Source organism: Corynebacterium tuberculostearicum (assembly GCF_016894265.1).
GTDB classification, from domain to species: domain Bacteria; phylum Actinomycetota; class Actinomycetes; order Mycobacteriales; family Mycobacteriaceae; genus Corynebacterium; species Corynebacterium tuberculostearicum_D.
This window is the reverse complement of sequence record NZ_CP069791.1, coordinates 1,267,561-1,281,352: the sequence shown is the minus strand read 5'-3', so window position 1 is coordinate 1,281,352 and position 13,792 is coordinate 1,267,561. Positions and strand designations below refer to the sequence as shown.

Here is a 13,792-nt window from a genome sequence, read left to right as displayed (position 1 = left end):
ACCAGCGCCGCCTAGCGATAGCGGCGCTCGGCGCGCGGATAGCGGCGGCCGCTTCCGGTTACGGGGCGACCAAAGCGCTCCTCGCGCACGCGGGAGCGCGGCTCCTGCGGGCGGGCGTGACGGCCCTGCTGCTTCTTCTTCGGCTTCGGCACTGGCTGCGGCTCGCCGATGAACAAAAGGCGGTCGAACAGCGGGCGGCCGAAATTCTGCATGGCGGAAATTTGCATCGGTTCGTGACGCGCCACGTTGCACAGGATGCCCATCGAGCCAATCGTGATGATCGCCGCGGTACCGCCGGCAGAAATCATGGGCAGCTGAATACCGGTCACCGGCAGCAGGCCAATGACGTAGCCAATATTCACAAAGGCCTGGGTGACCACACCGATGGTCAACGTTGCGGCCAGCAGGGACTGGAACTGGTTCTGTGCGCGCATCGCGGTGCGCAAGCCCACATAGCCCAGTGCGGCGAATAGCACGATGACGAGCGCACCGCCCCACCAGCCGAGTTCCTCACCCACGATGGCGAAAATAAAGTCATTTTTCGCCTCGGGCAGGTAGAACCACTTGGCACGGGATTGGCCAATGCCAACGCCCCAGAAGCCGCCGTCGGCAAGCGAGAGAAAGCCCTGATAGGACTGGAAACCCGTACCTTGAGTATCGGAGATATTGCCTACGAGGGCATCGAAATAGGTGTGGAAGCGGTTGGACCGGAAGCCGCCAGAAAGGAAGATAAACAGCAAACCGCACACGGCTGCGACGCCGATGGTCGCCGGAACGCGCCAGTCGACACCCGCGAAAATCAGGGTGAAGACCACCACGAGGGCCAAGGACAAAGCCATACCGAAGTCGCCCTGAAGGACGATGAGCAAGAACATAACGCCGGCAATGAGGGAGTACATCATGAAGGGATCCGTCACCTTCATGGATTTGTGCTCCTTATCCGCCAATACGGTCGCACCAAACATGCCTACGGCGACGCGGGCAAGCTCCGAGGGCTGCAGGGAGAACGGTCCCAAGTAAATCCAGGACTGGGAACCTACCTCCTCGCGGCCGGTACCCACGCCGGGGATCAGCACCGCGATGAGCAAAATGATGGACAGGCCCACAATCCACGGCACGCATTTGCGCAGGGTATGCGGCGAAATTTTGAGGCCGAACCAAAAGGCAACGAGGCCCAAGAACACCATCACGCACTGGCGCAATGCCTGGTTCCATACGCCGCCGTCTTCCGTCAGGGAGGTAGCCATGGAGGAAGAAAAGACCATGAGCACGCCGATGCCCACGAGGAAGAAGATGATAAAGCGCAGCAGCTGGTAATCAAGGCCGGCTTCCTGGCGGGCGCGCTCGCGCAGCTCGCGAACGCGGTCGCCAAAACTCTTGGAGCGCGGGCGCTGCTGGGAGGTGGCCGTCATGTGTTCTCCTGATCCTTAAATCTATAGCTCTAGTTGCGGGTAAGCTCCCGCGCGGCCGCGGCAAATACATCACCGCGTTGAGCCATGCCGGTATACATATCCAACGATGCCGCAGCCGGCGCCAAAAGAACGGTATCCCCGGCGTCGGCGTGTTGCAGTGCAGCCTCCACCGCAGCGTTCATGGCTGCAAAAGGCTCCTGCGTCTCGATGACGTCCACTGGGGCATGCGGCGCGTGCGCGGCGAGAGCCCAGGCAACTTCTTCCCTATCCACGCCCAGGACTACCGCGGCCTTGATGTGGGCGGCGTGCTTGGCGACGAGCCCGTCTACCTCCGCGCCCTTCAACTGCCCGCCGGCAATCCAGATCACGGAATTGAGCCCCTTGAGCGCCGCATCCGCCGCGTGCGGGTTGGTGGCCTTGGAATTATCGATGAACGTGATGCCGGAATGCTCATGGACCACAGCGCCGCGGTGCCCGGCGACGGTATATGCGGACAGCCCCTGCGCAATGGACTCCGGGGTGGCGCCTGCCAGACGCGCGACGCTGGCTGCGGCCGCAGCGTCGAGGACTCCTGCCAGGCCGGCGGGCTCAATGCCCTCTGCGGACGCGAGATCCTCGCGCTGCTCGTTAAGCCGCGAGACAAGGCGGCCGGCGCTTACGCCCACCTCTCCCTGTGTGGGTTCAGCGGCAGTAAAGCCGAAGAGGTCTGCGGTATCCGCGGCGTAGCGGACCGCCTCGGCGTCATCCTTGCCTACCACAGCGACGTCACCGGAGAGCACCTTGGCCTTCGCGCGGGCATAGGCATCGAACGATCCGTGCCAATCTAGGTGATCATCTGCCAGGTTCAGCAACACGCCCACATCCGGGCGCAAGTGGCTGGACCAATGCAACTGGAAAGAAGATAGCTCGGCGCAGAGAATGTCGACGCGAGGGATGGCCGTGAGGGCGTCGAAAAGCGAAACGCCGATATTGCCCACCGCCAGTGCGCGCTTGCCGGTGCGCTTGGCATCAGCCTGCATAATCTGGGCCAACATACCGGTAGTGGTGGTTTTGCCGTTAGTCCCGGTAACTACCAGCCAGGTGCGCGGCGCCCCGAAGACGCCCGCACGATCCAGGCGGTAGGCCAGCTCCACGTCACCGATGACCTCTACCCCAGCGTCCTGGAAAGCAACCAACAAAGGCGAATCGGGACGCCAGCCCGGCGAAGTAACCACAAGGTCAAACTCGCCCTGGGCGGCAGAATCGACGGAGACGGTTGCTACACCGAATTCCTCCGCCAATTCCGCCAGCGCGGTCTGGTTGGAATCTGCCACGGTGGTATCCACCCCGAGGCTTGCCAGCATAGCGACGCAACCGCGCCCCGATACTCCCGCCCCGGCTACGAGCACTCGCCCGCGCAACGAGGATGGCAACTCGGTCATCTCTATTCCTCTTTCCTCGATAAAGCTAAAAAGGCATGAGTTTTAGGAAGCAAAGCCGACGGCAGACAGCCAGTCGCCGTAGAAGATGCATACTCCGGCAATAGCGGCCATGGCGCTGAGCAGCCAGAAGCGGGTGACGACGGCGGTCTCAGCCCAGCCACCATTTTCAAAGTGGTGGTGGATAGGCGCCATGCGGAAGAAGCGCTTACCGGTACTGCGGAAGACGATGATCTGGATAACTACGGAGACCGTCTCAATCACGAAGATGGCGCCGATGATGATCATGAGCAGCTCGGTGCGAGTGGTCACCGAAAGGCCGGCGACGAGGCCACCGAGCGCAAGCGAACCGGTATCGCCCATGAAGATCTTTGCCGGTGCGGCATTCCACCACAAAAAGCCCAAGCAACCACCCAGGCCAGCTGCAGCCAGCACGGCCAAGTCGAGCGGATCGCGAACTTCATAGCACCCTGCCGCTGGCGACACGGCGCAAGAGTTGCGGAACTGCCAGAAGGAAATCAGTGCATAGGCACCCATCACCATCGCGGTGGTGCCTGCGGCCAAGCCGTCGAGTCCGTCGGTGAGGTTCACGGCGTTCGACCACGCAGCAATGAGTAGGTAAAGAAAGACTAGGAAAACGATGGTGCCAATGACGGCACCGCCCACGGCGATGTCGAAGGTTTCAAAATCGCGAACGAAAGAAAGGTTGGTAGACGCTGGCGTCAATCCGTGCTCGTCTGGGAACTGCAGCGCCAAAATGCCGAAGATGAGCGCCACAGCCAGCTGCCCTACCAGCTTGGCGGTCTTGTTCAGGCCAAGGTTGCGCTTTTTAAATAGCTTGATGAAGTCATCGGCAAAGCCCAACCCGCCAAGGCCCATCGTGAGGAAATAAACCAAGAGACCAGAGGGGCTAAAACCACCGTTGCCAGTCGCGCGGGCATAAATTCCCACTACGAGGTAGGCCACGGTGATAGCCAGCAAAATCGCGAGACCGCCCATGGTGGGCGTGCCGCGCTTGCGCAAGTGCAGTTGCGGCCCGTCCTCGCGAATTTCTTGCCCCTTGCCTACCCCGGAAAAGTAGCGGACCAACATGGGAGTGGTAAAGATCGCGACGAGGAAGCTGAGGATGCCCGCGATAATGATCTGAGTCATTGCTAGAGGTCTTTCTCCTTGTACTGAGGACTAACGGCGATTGAGCTGTTCTGCCACGCGCCACAGGCGCTGGGCATTCGACGACTTGATGAGGACTACATCTTTGGCCTCGCGCCCGGTCCAATCTTCGATGCCGGCAGGCGCTACCCTAATGATGTCTTCGACCGCCGCCGCAGCGGCGTCAACATCCGGGCTGATAGTAGTATTTATACCCCGCGCCTGTGCGGCCTCGACCATGGCCCTCATATTATCGTTGTCTCCCACGGCCACGAGGTGGTCAACGTGGTACTTGGAAAGCACCTCTCCCAATGCGCGGTGGGCGGCCACTGCTTCTCCGCCGAGCTCGCCCATCTCACCGAGCACGGCGATGGCGCGGGCGTCCGGTCGGGCGGCAGAGGTATAGGCCAGCGCGGCAATGGCCGCGTGCATGGAATCGGGGTTGGCGTTATAGGAATCATCGATGGTGGTTACTCCATCGCGGCGGGTACGCACGTCCATGCGGTGTTCCGAGGCATTCTGGTGCCCGGATAGCGCGTTGGCTACTACCTGCGGGTCCATGCCCGATTCGATGGCAGCCGCGGCCGCTGCCAAAGCGTTAGAGACCTGGTGCTTGCCAAAGACCTGCAGCTTCACCGGAAGCGGATCCGTTCCCGGCGCATGCAGCACAAACGAGGGGCGGGCGACGTCATCGAGCTGGATATCGCTGGCGTAGTACTGGGCGTCGGAAGCCGGCGGCTTATTGGCCGAGTAGTAGACGACCTTGGCTGAGGTGCGCGGCGCCATGCCGGCGACGAAAGGATCATCGGCATTGAGCACGGCGACGCCGCCCTCAGCGGCCGAGGGCAAGGCTTCAACGAGTTCGCCCTTGGCCTGGGCAATATTCTCGCGTGAGCCAAACTCACCCAAGTGAGCGGTACCAACATTGAGTACCACGCCGACCGTGGGCGCGGTGATGGTGGTCAGGTGGCGGATATGGCCGATGCCGCGGGCAGACATTTCGGCAACCAGGAAGCGGGTGTGCTCATCGCAGCGCAAAGCGGTATACGGCAGGCCGACCTCGTTATTAAAGGAGCCGGGAGGAGCCACGGTGTCGCCCTCAGCGCGGAAAATCGTGGCCAGTAGGTCCTTGGTGGAGGTCTTTCCGGCCGAGCCGGTTACGCCCACGATGTCTAGGCCTTGCTCGCCGGTCAGGCGGCGGGTGACCTCCCGCGCGATATCGGAAAGCGCCTGCACCACCGCGGCGGCCGAGCCGTCCTCGTCATGGGCATAGATATCGGCGTTGGCGGCATCGCCGGTAACGCGGCCTTGGGGCTTGACGACGACCGCCGGAACCCCCACCGGCCGCGCCGCCAACACCGCCACTGCGCCCTGCTCGATGGCCTTTTCGGCATAGTCGTGGCCATCCACACGGGCGCCGGGCAAGGCAAGGAAGAGCCCGCCCTTGGTTACCTTGCGGGAATCGAATTCGATGAACCCGGTAACGCGCTGGTCTGGGTCAGACACGCAATCGAGGCTGCCCCCGGTAATTTCGGCAATATCGGCAATAGAAAGTGGAATCATGTCTACTCCTTCGCATCCCCAAGGGTATCGCGGTGCGGGGTTCCGGCCAGCTTTTCCTCGATAGCGCGGGCCATTTCCTCGCGGTCATCAAAGTGCAACGTCTTTCCGTTCACTAGCTGTCCCACCTCATGGCCCTTGCCCACGACGATGACAGCATCGCCCGGCTCGGCCCAATCGACTACCTCATCGATGGCACGGGCGCGTGAGCCTACCTCGCGGATATCGCCCTGGGGGGCGGCGTCACGCGCGCCCGCCATCACCGCCGCGCGAATGGTGGCGGGGTCCTCGGAGCGCGGGTTGTCATCGGTAACCACGGTAAGGTCAGCGCGGCTGGCTGCGGCTACGCCCATGATGGGGCGCTTAGAGCTATCACGGTCTCCGCCGGCGCCGACGACGATGCCGACGCGGCCCGTGGTTCCCTCCAGCTGGCCGCGCAAGGTGTCGAGCACCGCTGCGATGGCCGCCGGCTTATGCGCATAGTCCACTACGGCTACAAAGTCTTGGCCGCGGTCGATGCGCTCCATGCGGCCGGGGACTGCGACCTTCTCCACTCCCGATAGGAACTCCGCTGGGTCCTCTCCTACCGCGGTGGCCATGCCGAGCGCCAAGCAAGCATTGGCGATATTGAACTCGCCAGGCAGCGGCAGCCGGAAGGTGAAATCGGCACCGTCATAATTCAGGGCTACCTCTTGGGCACCGGTGGCCTCAGTGGCGGTTTGGCGCGCGCTAATCGTGGCCGCAGCGCCCTGGGTGGCAACCGTAGCAACTGGGTGGCCTGCGCTCTTGGCGACGTCGCGCATGCGCTCGCCCCACTCATCATCGATGCAGAGGACGGCTCGTTCGGCCGCCTGCTCCCCGGCGAAGAGCTTCGCTTTTGCCTGGAAGTAGTCCTCCATCGTGGGGTGAAAATCAAGGTGGTCCTGGCTCAGGTTCGTAAACCCGCCTACCGCAAACCGAGTTCCGCGCACGCGTCCTAGCTCCAGCGCGTGCGAGGACACTTCCATCACCACGTGGGTAACGCCCTCGTTCTTCATGCGCGCGAAAAGCTCTTGTAGGGTCGGCGCCTCAGGCGTGGTGAGCGAGGTGGGAACCGGCGTGCGGTTAATACGGGTACCGGTGGTTCCGATAAGGCCCACGGAGTGCCCGGCGTGAAGCAGGCCGGCCTCCAGCAGGTAGCTGGTGGTGGTCTTGCCGGAGGTGCCGGTAACACCGATGACCGTCAGGTCACGGGTCGGGTGGCCATATATCTCAGCGGAGATTGGACCGAGCACGGCTCGAATATCCTCCACCACCACAATGGGGCGGGTCTCTTGGGCCTCGGTAAGCAGGTCGAGCCCGGCGGCGTCGGTAAGCACAGCTCCAGCCTTGGTATCGCGAGCGAACTGCGCGCCGTGTACGCGCGTGCCCGGCAGGGCGGCAAAGAGCGCGCCTTCCGGCAAACGGGAAGAATCCAGCCCGCACGCGGAGACCTCCACGGAGGCATCACCAATGACGCGCCCACCAGAAAGCTGGGCGAGAGTATCCAAAGAAACGGTCATACTAAGCTCCTATTGTGCCCGCAGGGTCAGCCGCGGTGCTGGTTTCGAAGTCGGAATATTGTCACGATTAAGTAGCCACGAGGCGATATCGCGGAAGATAGGTGCCGCCGACTGGCCGCCGCCTCCATTGTCCTCCACGCCGGACTTGGGTTCATCCAACATGACGGCAACAACGAAGCGCGGATCATCGGCCGGCGCAATGCCAGCAAAGGTGATCCAATAGGCGGAATTCGAATATGCCCCAGTATTTGGGTCCACCTTCTGGGCTGTACCGGTCTTGCCGGAAAGCTGATAGCCCTTAAGCTGCGCATTGCCGGCCGTACCGTTTTGCAGGCCTGCATCATCGTCTTGGAAGACGGCACGGAACATATCCACCGTAGTCTTGGCGGTCTCTGGGCTTACCACCTGGTTCTTTTCCGGTTCCTCTAGCTTTTCGTCCTTGCCGTCCGGCCCCTTGACCGAGTCAATGATGCGCGGCTCGATACGCTCGCCACCATTGGCCAATGCTTGGTACACGCTGGCCATCTGCAAGGTGGTCCACGACTGGCCCTGACCAATAGGCAGGTTAGCGAAGGTGCCGCCGGACCATTGCTCCAAATCTGGGACGCTGCCGGCCGATTCGTTCGGCAGCTCAATACCGGTGGTATTGCCCAACCCAAACTTCTTGAGGTACTCGGCGTACTTTTCTTGGCCCAACTTATCGGCGATCATCAAGGTGCCGACGTTGGAGGACTTACCAAAGATGCCGGTGGTGGTATACGGCTCGGTGCCGTGTTCCCAGGCATCGTTGACCGTCACGCCCGCCATATCGATGGAACCGGGGACCTGGTGCACCTCATCCGGGGTGGTCACGCCCTCCTGCAGTGCAGCAGCCGCGGTAACCACCTTGGCTACAGAACCCGGCTCATAAGGGTGGGAGACGCTGCGGTTTTCAAAGTCCTTACCCTCATCAAGCTGATCCTCAACATTCTTATTGGGATCCACGGTATCGGTATTGGCCATGGCAAGGACCTGGCCGGTGGCAGCATCGAGGACCACTGCTTCCGCACCGGAAGCCTTAGAGTTGGCCTTGGCCTTTTCCAGCTTTTGCTGAACGTAGGTTTGCAGGTCCAAATCCAGAGTGAGGGTGACGTCGCGACCATCAACGGTATCCACGACGTCACGCAGAGTGCCTGGGATCACCTGGCCATCTGCGGATACGTCCTCGGTGGACTGGCCGTCAATGCCAGTAAGTTCCGTATCGCGCGCGGCCTCGAAACCGAACTGTCCATGGCCGTCCATCGACACCTTGCCCACAACGTTTTCGCCAATGGCGCCGTTGGGGTACTGGCGGATGTCTTGGCGGTCCGCTGCCACTCCGTGGTACTTATTGGCGATCTCTACGGCAACATCCGGATCGACGTTGCGCACCAGTACCTCATACTGGGTATCGGCCTTGAGCTTATTGAGGATGTCGTCCTTATCCACCTTGGAGGTCGAGGCGCCGGAATCTTCAATCAGCTTCGGGATTCCCTCAGACATGTCCTTGAGGGTCTCCTCCATCTTCTTGGTGAGGAAGCTATCCAGCTTCTCATCATCCATGCCCTCGGTCGAGCCATCTTTTTGGGCCTCGATCTCGGCCTTGTCTTTTAGCTCATCGCGCAAGCGGGTCGGCGAGACGGTCAAGGAACGAGACTTCATCGTGTAGGCCAAGCGCTGGCCATCGCGGTCCAGGATTTCTCCCCTACGGGCCGGCTCGATATAAATGCGCTCGCGCTGGGTGACGGCCTTGGCGGAAAGGTCCGGGCCCCACACAAGCTGCACCCACGCCAAGCGCCCAGCGAGGACGACCATCGCCACAAGCACCACGGACACAATGATGCGCAGGCGTTTGCGCATCATCTTCTTTTGCGGCACCGCGGAGCTGGTCGAGCGGCGCGGGCGGCGCCTAGCCTTACTTGGCGTAGTCACAGTCCAGTGTCACCTTCCCTATTTCCGCCACAATTTCTTGCGTGTATTGATTGTGCCCTACAAAAGTGAGAATGCCCGCGCCACCACGCGCGAGCATCATCTTTTTCACCGACTATTCTTCCCTAGCTACTCGGCGCGGCTGGCATACGGCGCACGGGCCGGAAGGTTAGGTCGCGCATTGTCTTGGGCGGCACTGGCATCGCCGGTCTCGCGGTCCGAGTTGCGGTCGCCGGCATCGCCACCATTGCTGGTGCGCTGCTGTCCCTGTGGCACGGCATTGAGGGAATCCGACATCCCCTCCGTATCCTTTGGGTCGCTGGAAGCCTGGCCCGGGCGGATTGGTTCACCGTTGACATCAATGAGCTTCTCGGTATCCGGGGTGCCTTCGCGCTTGTCGACGATCTTTCCATCGCCGCCAACTTCCGCAATGCCCGGCTGCTTAGGAATAGCCATTCCCATCTCGTCCGCGCGGCGCGCAATATCAGCAGAAGAGCTGAGATTCTCCGCATCGCGGTTGAGGGTCTCAATCTGGTTATCCAGTTGGGAATCCTGCACGGTCAGCTGCTGGATGGCAAAGGTTTGCTTGGTGGACAGACCAGACAGCCACATGGCCAAGGCCACACCGACGATAAGCAGGGTGAGGGAAATGACGCCCAACCGGGTTAGGAGCCCGTTCTTCTTCGTCTGCGGCTGCAGCTGACGGCCGCGGAAGCTCACTACCTGCTTCGAACCCAGGCGCTTGGTGCTGCGGTGCGGCACGCGAGTGCGGCTCGGAGCACGCTTAGTGCTGGGACGCTCGCGCAGCGCCGTCGGGGCTCCGGTATCGATTCCGGTGGTGAAGTCTCGGCTGGCGCCCATGGTGCGAGTGGCCTCTCTGTCGCGGCTGTCAGTCTTTAGGTGGTTGCGGCGTGGGATGGTGCTCATTGCCTGCCTCCCGGCGGTAGAAATTCTGGCATTCCCTCGAGTCTTTCGATGGCACGAACACGCACCGACGCGGCTCGCGAATTTTCCACGATTTCCTCTTCAGAGGCCTTTTCCGCCCCGCGCGTAACGATCTTGAACTTTGGCGCGGTGCCTGGCAGTTCCATCGGCAACCCAGCCGGCGTCTTGGAAGTGGTCAGTTCTTTGAAGGCTGCTTTAACGATGCGGTCTTCCAAAGATTGGTAGCTCATGAATACGGCACGGCCGCCTTCCGAAAGTGCTTGGGTTATAACCGGCAGGACATTTTCAATAGCTTCCAACTCGCGATTGACCTCAACCCGCAGCGCCTGGAAGGTGCGCTTGGCGGGGTGTCCTCCGGTACGGCGGGTCGCAGCGGGAATGACATCATAAAGTAGCTCAACGAGCCGCGCGGAGTTGACGAAAGGCTCCTTGTCGCGCTCTTTCAACACGGCGGAGGCAATTTTTCCAGCGAAGCGCTCATCGCCATAGGTCTTGAGGACCCGCGCTAAGTCACCGTGCGAATAGGTATTGAGTACATCCGCCGCAGTAATCCCCTGCGAAGGATCCATGCGCATATCCAGCGGCGCATCCGCTTTATAAGCGAATCCGCGGTCTGCCTGGTCTAGCTGCATTGAGGAAACACCAAGGTCAAAAAGGGCGCCGGCAATGCCTACAGAGCGAGCCGAATCAAAGATATCGCCCTCCCCTTCCGCGATGGCGCTGCCTAGCTCATCGAATCGTGCATTAACGCCGACGAAGCGATCGCCGTAGGGCGCAAGACGTTCGGATGCATTGCGCAGCGCCTGCTTATCGCGGTCAACGCCTATGACTCGAGCCTCGGGGAAAGATTCCAGGAAGTAGCGAGTGTGGCCACCGGCGCCCAAGGTGGCGTCGACAAGCACTGCCTTATCCCCCGCCGCTTCTACCTGGGGGCGCAGGAGATCAGCCATGCGCTCGCGCATGACCGGCACGTGGCCGTGGTTTTCGGCCACATCATAATTTAGGTCTTTGGTAGCCATGTCTCCCCGCAACCCCCTTTCTCAAATTCCCTGACTTCCAGTGGTGGAAAGCATGCGAGTGCGTATAGGGCCCTGTCCGAGGCAGGTTTCTGATATCGGGGAAGTACACCAGAATCATCCGCCTCGGACAGAGTCCTTACACGCACTCTTGTGCAGGCTTAGAGCAAGCCCGCCAGCACGTCATCGGCATCTGCTGCCGAATAAGCATCTTCAGTTTGCGACTGGTACTCAGCCCACGCGGCTGCGTCCCAAATTTCGAGAAAGTCCACAGAGCCAACCACAACGCACTCCTTAGACAAGTTGGCATATTCCCGATGCCCCGCAGACAACGTAATGCGCCCATGCCCATCCGGCCGCTGTTCGTCCGCACTTGCTGCCAAGTTACGAATGAAAGCTCGTGCTTCTGGGTTGGTTCGAGAAACCGCCGCAGCCTTCCGTGCACGTGCCGCAAATTCCTCCCGCGGGTACACGGCCAGCGAGTGGTCCTGCCCCTTGGTGACCATGAGGCCACCCGCGAGTTCATCGCGAAACTTTGCCGGAAGCGTAAGACGTCCCTTGTCATCGAGCTTCGGAGTATAGGTTCCGAGAAACATCCCGGCGTCCACCTTCCTTACTCGAAAACTCCGGATTCTCTTACTTCAGAATCGAGGCCCTTGAGCCCCTCTTTCCTCCGCTGCGCCCCACTCTACCCCACTTTCCCCCACCTAACCCACTTAAAGCGGCGTGTCCCCCGGATTACTCTCGATTACCTGCAGCTAGATAGCAGTTTTTCCAGTGGGAAGAAATCCCACGAAAGGCCTTGACAGCCTGCCGCAACCACCTCTTTCACCCCACCTGCAACACCAACATAATGAGCCCCACCCCGCACACCGACCCCATATGCTGTGTTATCGAGGACTTTTAGCTAAGTCCATGGGGCAACCACCCCACCAATGCCCACCCAGCGCCTCATCCGTGGGGCAAAGTGGGGAATTTTGGCGCGGCACAAAAATCCCCGGTTGACCCATACTGGGCCAACCGGGGCAAACTAAACTAAAAAGCGCTAACGCTCCTCAAAGCGGCGACGGAAGTTTTCCTCCAACTTGCCACTGACTCCACCACTGCGGGACGCGGACTTCTTTGCACGAGCGCCGGAATAATAACCCTGAGCAGAATGCCCAGATCCGTCTCCGCGCAACATCCACACGCCAGCAGCAAACATCACCAAAAAGCCCGCGATAGAAAGCACGATAAACCACAGGCTTTGCTGCGCGAGAGCAACACCGCCGACAAGCATGCAAAGGCCAACGACAACGAGCGCTACACCTCGGAGGGTTACCGCACCGCCAGATCCGCCGAACGACGCAGGCTCAGAAACGGAAGCGCCAAACTTAGGATCGTCAGCAAGTAACGATTCCTCAATTTCACGGAGCGTGCGCTGCTCCTGCTCGGAAAGAGACACTGTTCCTCCAACTAGGGATTGAGCTTCGGGCGGTAATAGTTCTATCTATATTAACGCCCAGAATAATCAGTATGTTCCCCAAAAGGTAGTGAGCGCCCCCACGAAGTGACTACGCAGCAAAAGAGCCGAAAGTAGTCCCTGCCTCACTTTCATCCAAAAATTGTGCGGCATGCTGCATGAGGCCATAAACATATTCCTCGCTCGGCGCTTCATCCAATCCCGAAGACACGCGCGCACGAGTCCGCGAATATCCCTTAAAGGATTCAGCCCACCGCTTGTCTTCCACACCGACGAGCGCTAAACGATCCCATGCACTGGAGGGAAGGCGGCGACGCCGAGCCACTACAGATGCAGCTACTCGTGCGCCAGCAGTACGTAGAGCCGATTGGTACGCCACCTCTAAGGCTTGATCGAATCGCCCCTCAGCCGCATAACCGCGCGCCGCGTCTAATAATTCTCGTGCTTGAAAGAGGAACCGTGCCCGCTTGCCGCCTTCTCGCCCAAGAGAACGGGTGCGCGTTGCCGAAATAATCTGTGCCATTGTCTTTGCCCTTAACTAAATAAATAACGTCGTTGAACTGCCCCCGACCCTAAGCAAGCCGCCAGACATTCCACCCTTGATAATAGTTCACGTGTTCGATTTAATCAACGTTAATTGCAGGCCACAAGTTAACTGTAGTCCGCTTGTTCGATTCCCTATTGCGGCTTTCGAAGAACGGAGTGAGCCTCGCTTTCCCTCCGCTACAGACATCTGGTGTCATAGGAAGTGTGAGCTTTGAAATTCGCCGCCTAACCCCGCCGGAATTCTCCCTGCTAGCCCCGCAGTTGGTGGAAATCTACATCGAGGCAATGCACTACAATCCCGCGATCTTGCATAGCCGCATCCCAAGCTGGCGAAATGAGGTGACCCGCCCCGGATTCAGCGCGCAGATTGTCACCCATGACAATGGCATCGTCGGCGTGGCCTACGGGTTCTTAGGCTCCCCAGACAGCTGGTGGGACGCTGAGCTTCGCCGAGGGCTCCGACTACAGGGCGGCCCCACCGAAGAGCAGTGGGACATTCTGCGCAACTACTTTGAGTTGGCAGAGATCCACGTCTTGCCGCAGCACCAAGGACACGGCCTAGGCAGAAAGCTTTTGGAAGGATTGCTATGGAATGCCCCGGCGCGCTATGCGCTGTTGTCCACACCCGAGGTGCCGAACGAGGATAACGGTGCCTTCCGTCTTTATAGAGCCGTCGGCTTCTTCGATGTCCTCCGTGATCATCTCTACCCCGCCGATGCTCGCCCCTTTGCCATATTGGGCGCAAGCCTGCCGCTGTAAACCTCTGTTATTTCTTGCGCAGCCTAGCCGGTATCGT

General features: G+C 60.3%; 12 protein-coding genes. 1 reads left to right on the top strand and 11 read right to left on the bottom strand.

Features of this window, described 5'->3' with window-relative positions; all coding sequences use genetic code 11:
* Positions 1 to 11: 11 nt before the first annotated feature.
* The 11 genes from I6J28_RS06190 to I6J28_RS06140 form a co-directional block, all read right to left on the bottom strand.
* Positions 12 to 1,412: an FtsW/RodA/SpoVE family cell cycle protein gene (locus tag I6J28_RS06190; RefSeq protein WP_204608355.1), complete on the bottom strand. Its 1,401-nt coding sequence runs from the start codon at positions 1,410 to 1,412 to the stop codon at positions 12 to 14.
* 29 nt (positions 1,413 to 1,441) lie between these two features.
* The gene (gene murD / locus I6J28_RS06185) at positions 1,442 to 2,833 is read right to left on the bottom strand and encodes a UDP-N-acetylmuramoyl-L-alanine--D-glutamate ligase (RefSeq protein ID WP_204608352.1); all 1,392 of its coding nucleotides are present in this window, start codon (positions 2,831 to 2,833) and stop codon (positions 1,442 to 1,444) included.
* 42 nt (positions 2,834 to 2,875) lie between these two features.
* On the bottom strand, positions 2,876 to 3,982 hold the full coding sequence (mraY, locus tag I6J28_RS06180; RefSeq protein ID WP_204608350.1) for a phospho-N-acetylmuramoyl-pentapeptide-transferase: 1,107 nt from the start codon (positions 3,980 to 3,982) through the stop codon (positions 2,876 to 2,878).
* Positions 3,983 to 4,012: 30 nt separating this feature from the next.
* Entirely contained in the window at positions 4,013 to 5,542 is a 1,530-nt protein-coding gene (locus I6J28_RS06175) for a UDP-N-acetylmuramoyl-tripeptide--D-alanyl-D-alanine ligase (RefSeq protein WP_204608348.1), read from the bottom strand.
* A gap of 2 nt (positions 5,543 to 5,544) precedes the next feature.
* Positions 5,545 to 7,080 carry a UDP-N-acetylmuramoyl-L-alanyl-D-glutamate--2,6-diaminopimelate ligase gene (locus I6J28_RS06170; protein ID WP_204608346.1) on the bottom strand — a complete coding sequence of 512 codons (1,536 nt, stop codon included), beginning with the start codon at positions 7,078 to 7,080 and terminating at the stop codon, positions 5,545 to 5,547.
* Between the two features lie 9 nt (positions 7,081 to 7,089).
* Positions 7,090 to 8,961 carry a peptidoglycan D,D-transpeptidase FtsI family protein gene (locus tag I6J28_RS06165; RefSeq protein WP_430516392.1) on the bottom strand — a complete coding sequence of 624 codons (1,872 nt, stop codon included), beginning with the start codon at positions 8,959 to 8,961 and terminating at the stop codon, positions 7,090 to 7,092.
* Positions 8,962 to 9,156: 195 nt separating this feature from the next.
* A complete protein-coding gene (locus I6J28_RS06160; RefSeq protein WP_204608344.1) occupies positions 9,157 to 9,954 on the bottom strand; it encodes a hypothetical protein in 798 nt (265 codons plus the stop codon).
* The gene (gene rsmH, locus I6J28_RS06155) at positions 9,951 to 10,991 is read right to left on the bottom strand and encodes a 16S rRNA (cytosine(1402)-N(4))-methyltransferase RsmH (protein WP_204608342.1); all 1,041 of its coding nucleotides are present in this window, start codon (positions 10,989 to 10,991) and stop codon (positions 9,951 to 9,953) included. The genes I6J28_RS06160 and rsmH overlap by 4 nt, the downstream gene beginning before the upstream one ends.
* Before the next feature lie 158 nt (positions 10,992 to 11,149).
* Positions 11,150 to 11,584, bottom strand: coding sequence for a division/cell wall cluster transcriptional repressor MraZ (gene mraZ, locus I6J28_RS06150; protein WP_005324499.1), 435 nt, complete (start codon positions 11,582 to 11,584; stop codon positions 11,150 to 11,152).
* A 449-nt stretch (positions 11,585 to 12,033) separates the two neighbouring features.
* Positions 12,034 to 12,432 carry a DUF3040 domain-containing protein gene (locus I6J28_RS06145; RefSeq protein WP_204608340.1) on the bottom strand — a complete coding sequence of 133 codons (399 nt, stop codon included), beginning with the start codon at positions 12,430 to 12,432 and terminating at the stop codon, positions 12,034 to 12,036.
* Positions 12,433 to 12,541: 109 nt separating this feature from the next.
* On the bottom strand, positions 12,542 to 12,973 hold the full coding sequence (locus tag I6J28_RS06140; RefSeq protein ID WP_204608338.1) for an SAV_6107 family HEPN domain-containing protein: 432 nt from the start codon (positions 12,971 to 12,973) through the stop codon (positions 12,542 to 12,544).
* A 227-nt stretch (positions 12,974 to 13,200) separates the two neighbouring features.
* Here I6J28_RS06140 and I6J28_RS06135 point away from each other — a divergent pair, with 227 nt between their 5' ends.
* On the top strand, positions 13,201 to 13,755 hold the full coding sequence (locus I6J28_RS06135) for a GNAT family N-acetyltransferase (protein ID WP_204608336.1): 555 nt from the start codon (positions 13,201 to 13,203) through the stop codon (positions 13,753 to 13,755).
* The last annotated feature ends 37 nt before the right edge of the window (positions 13,756 to 13,792 follow it).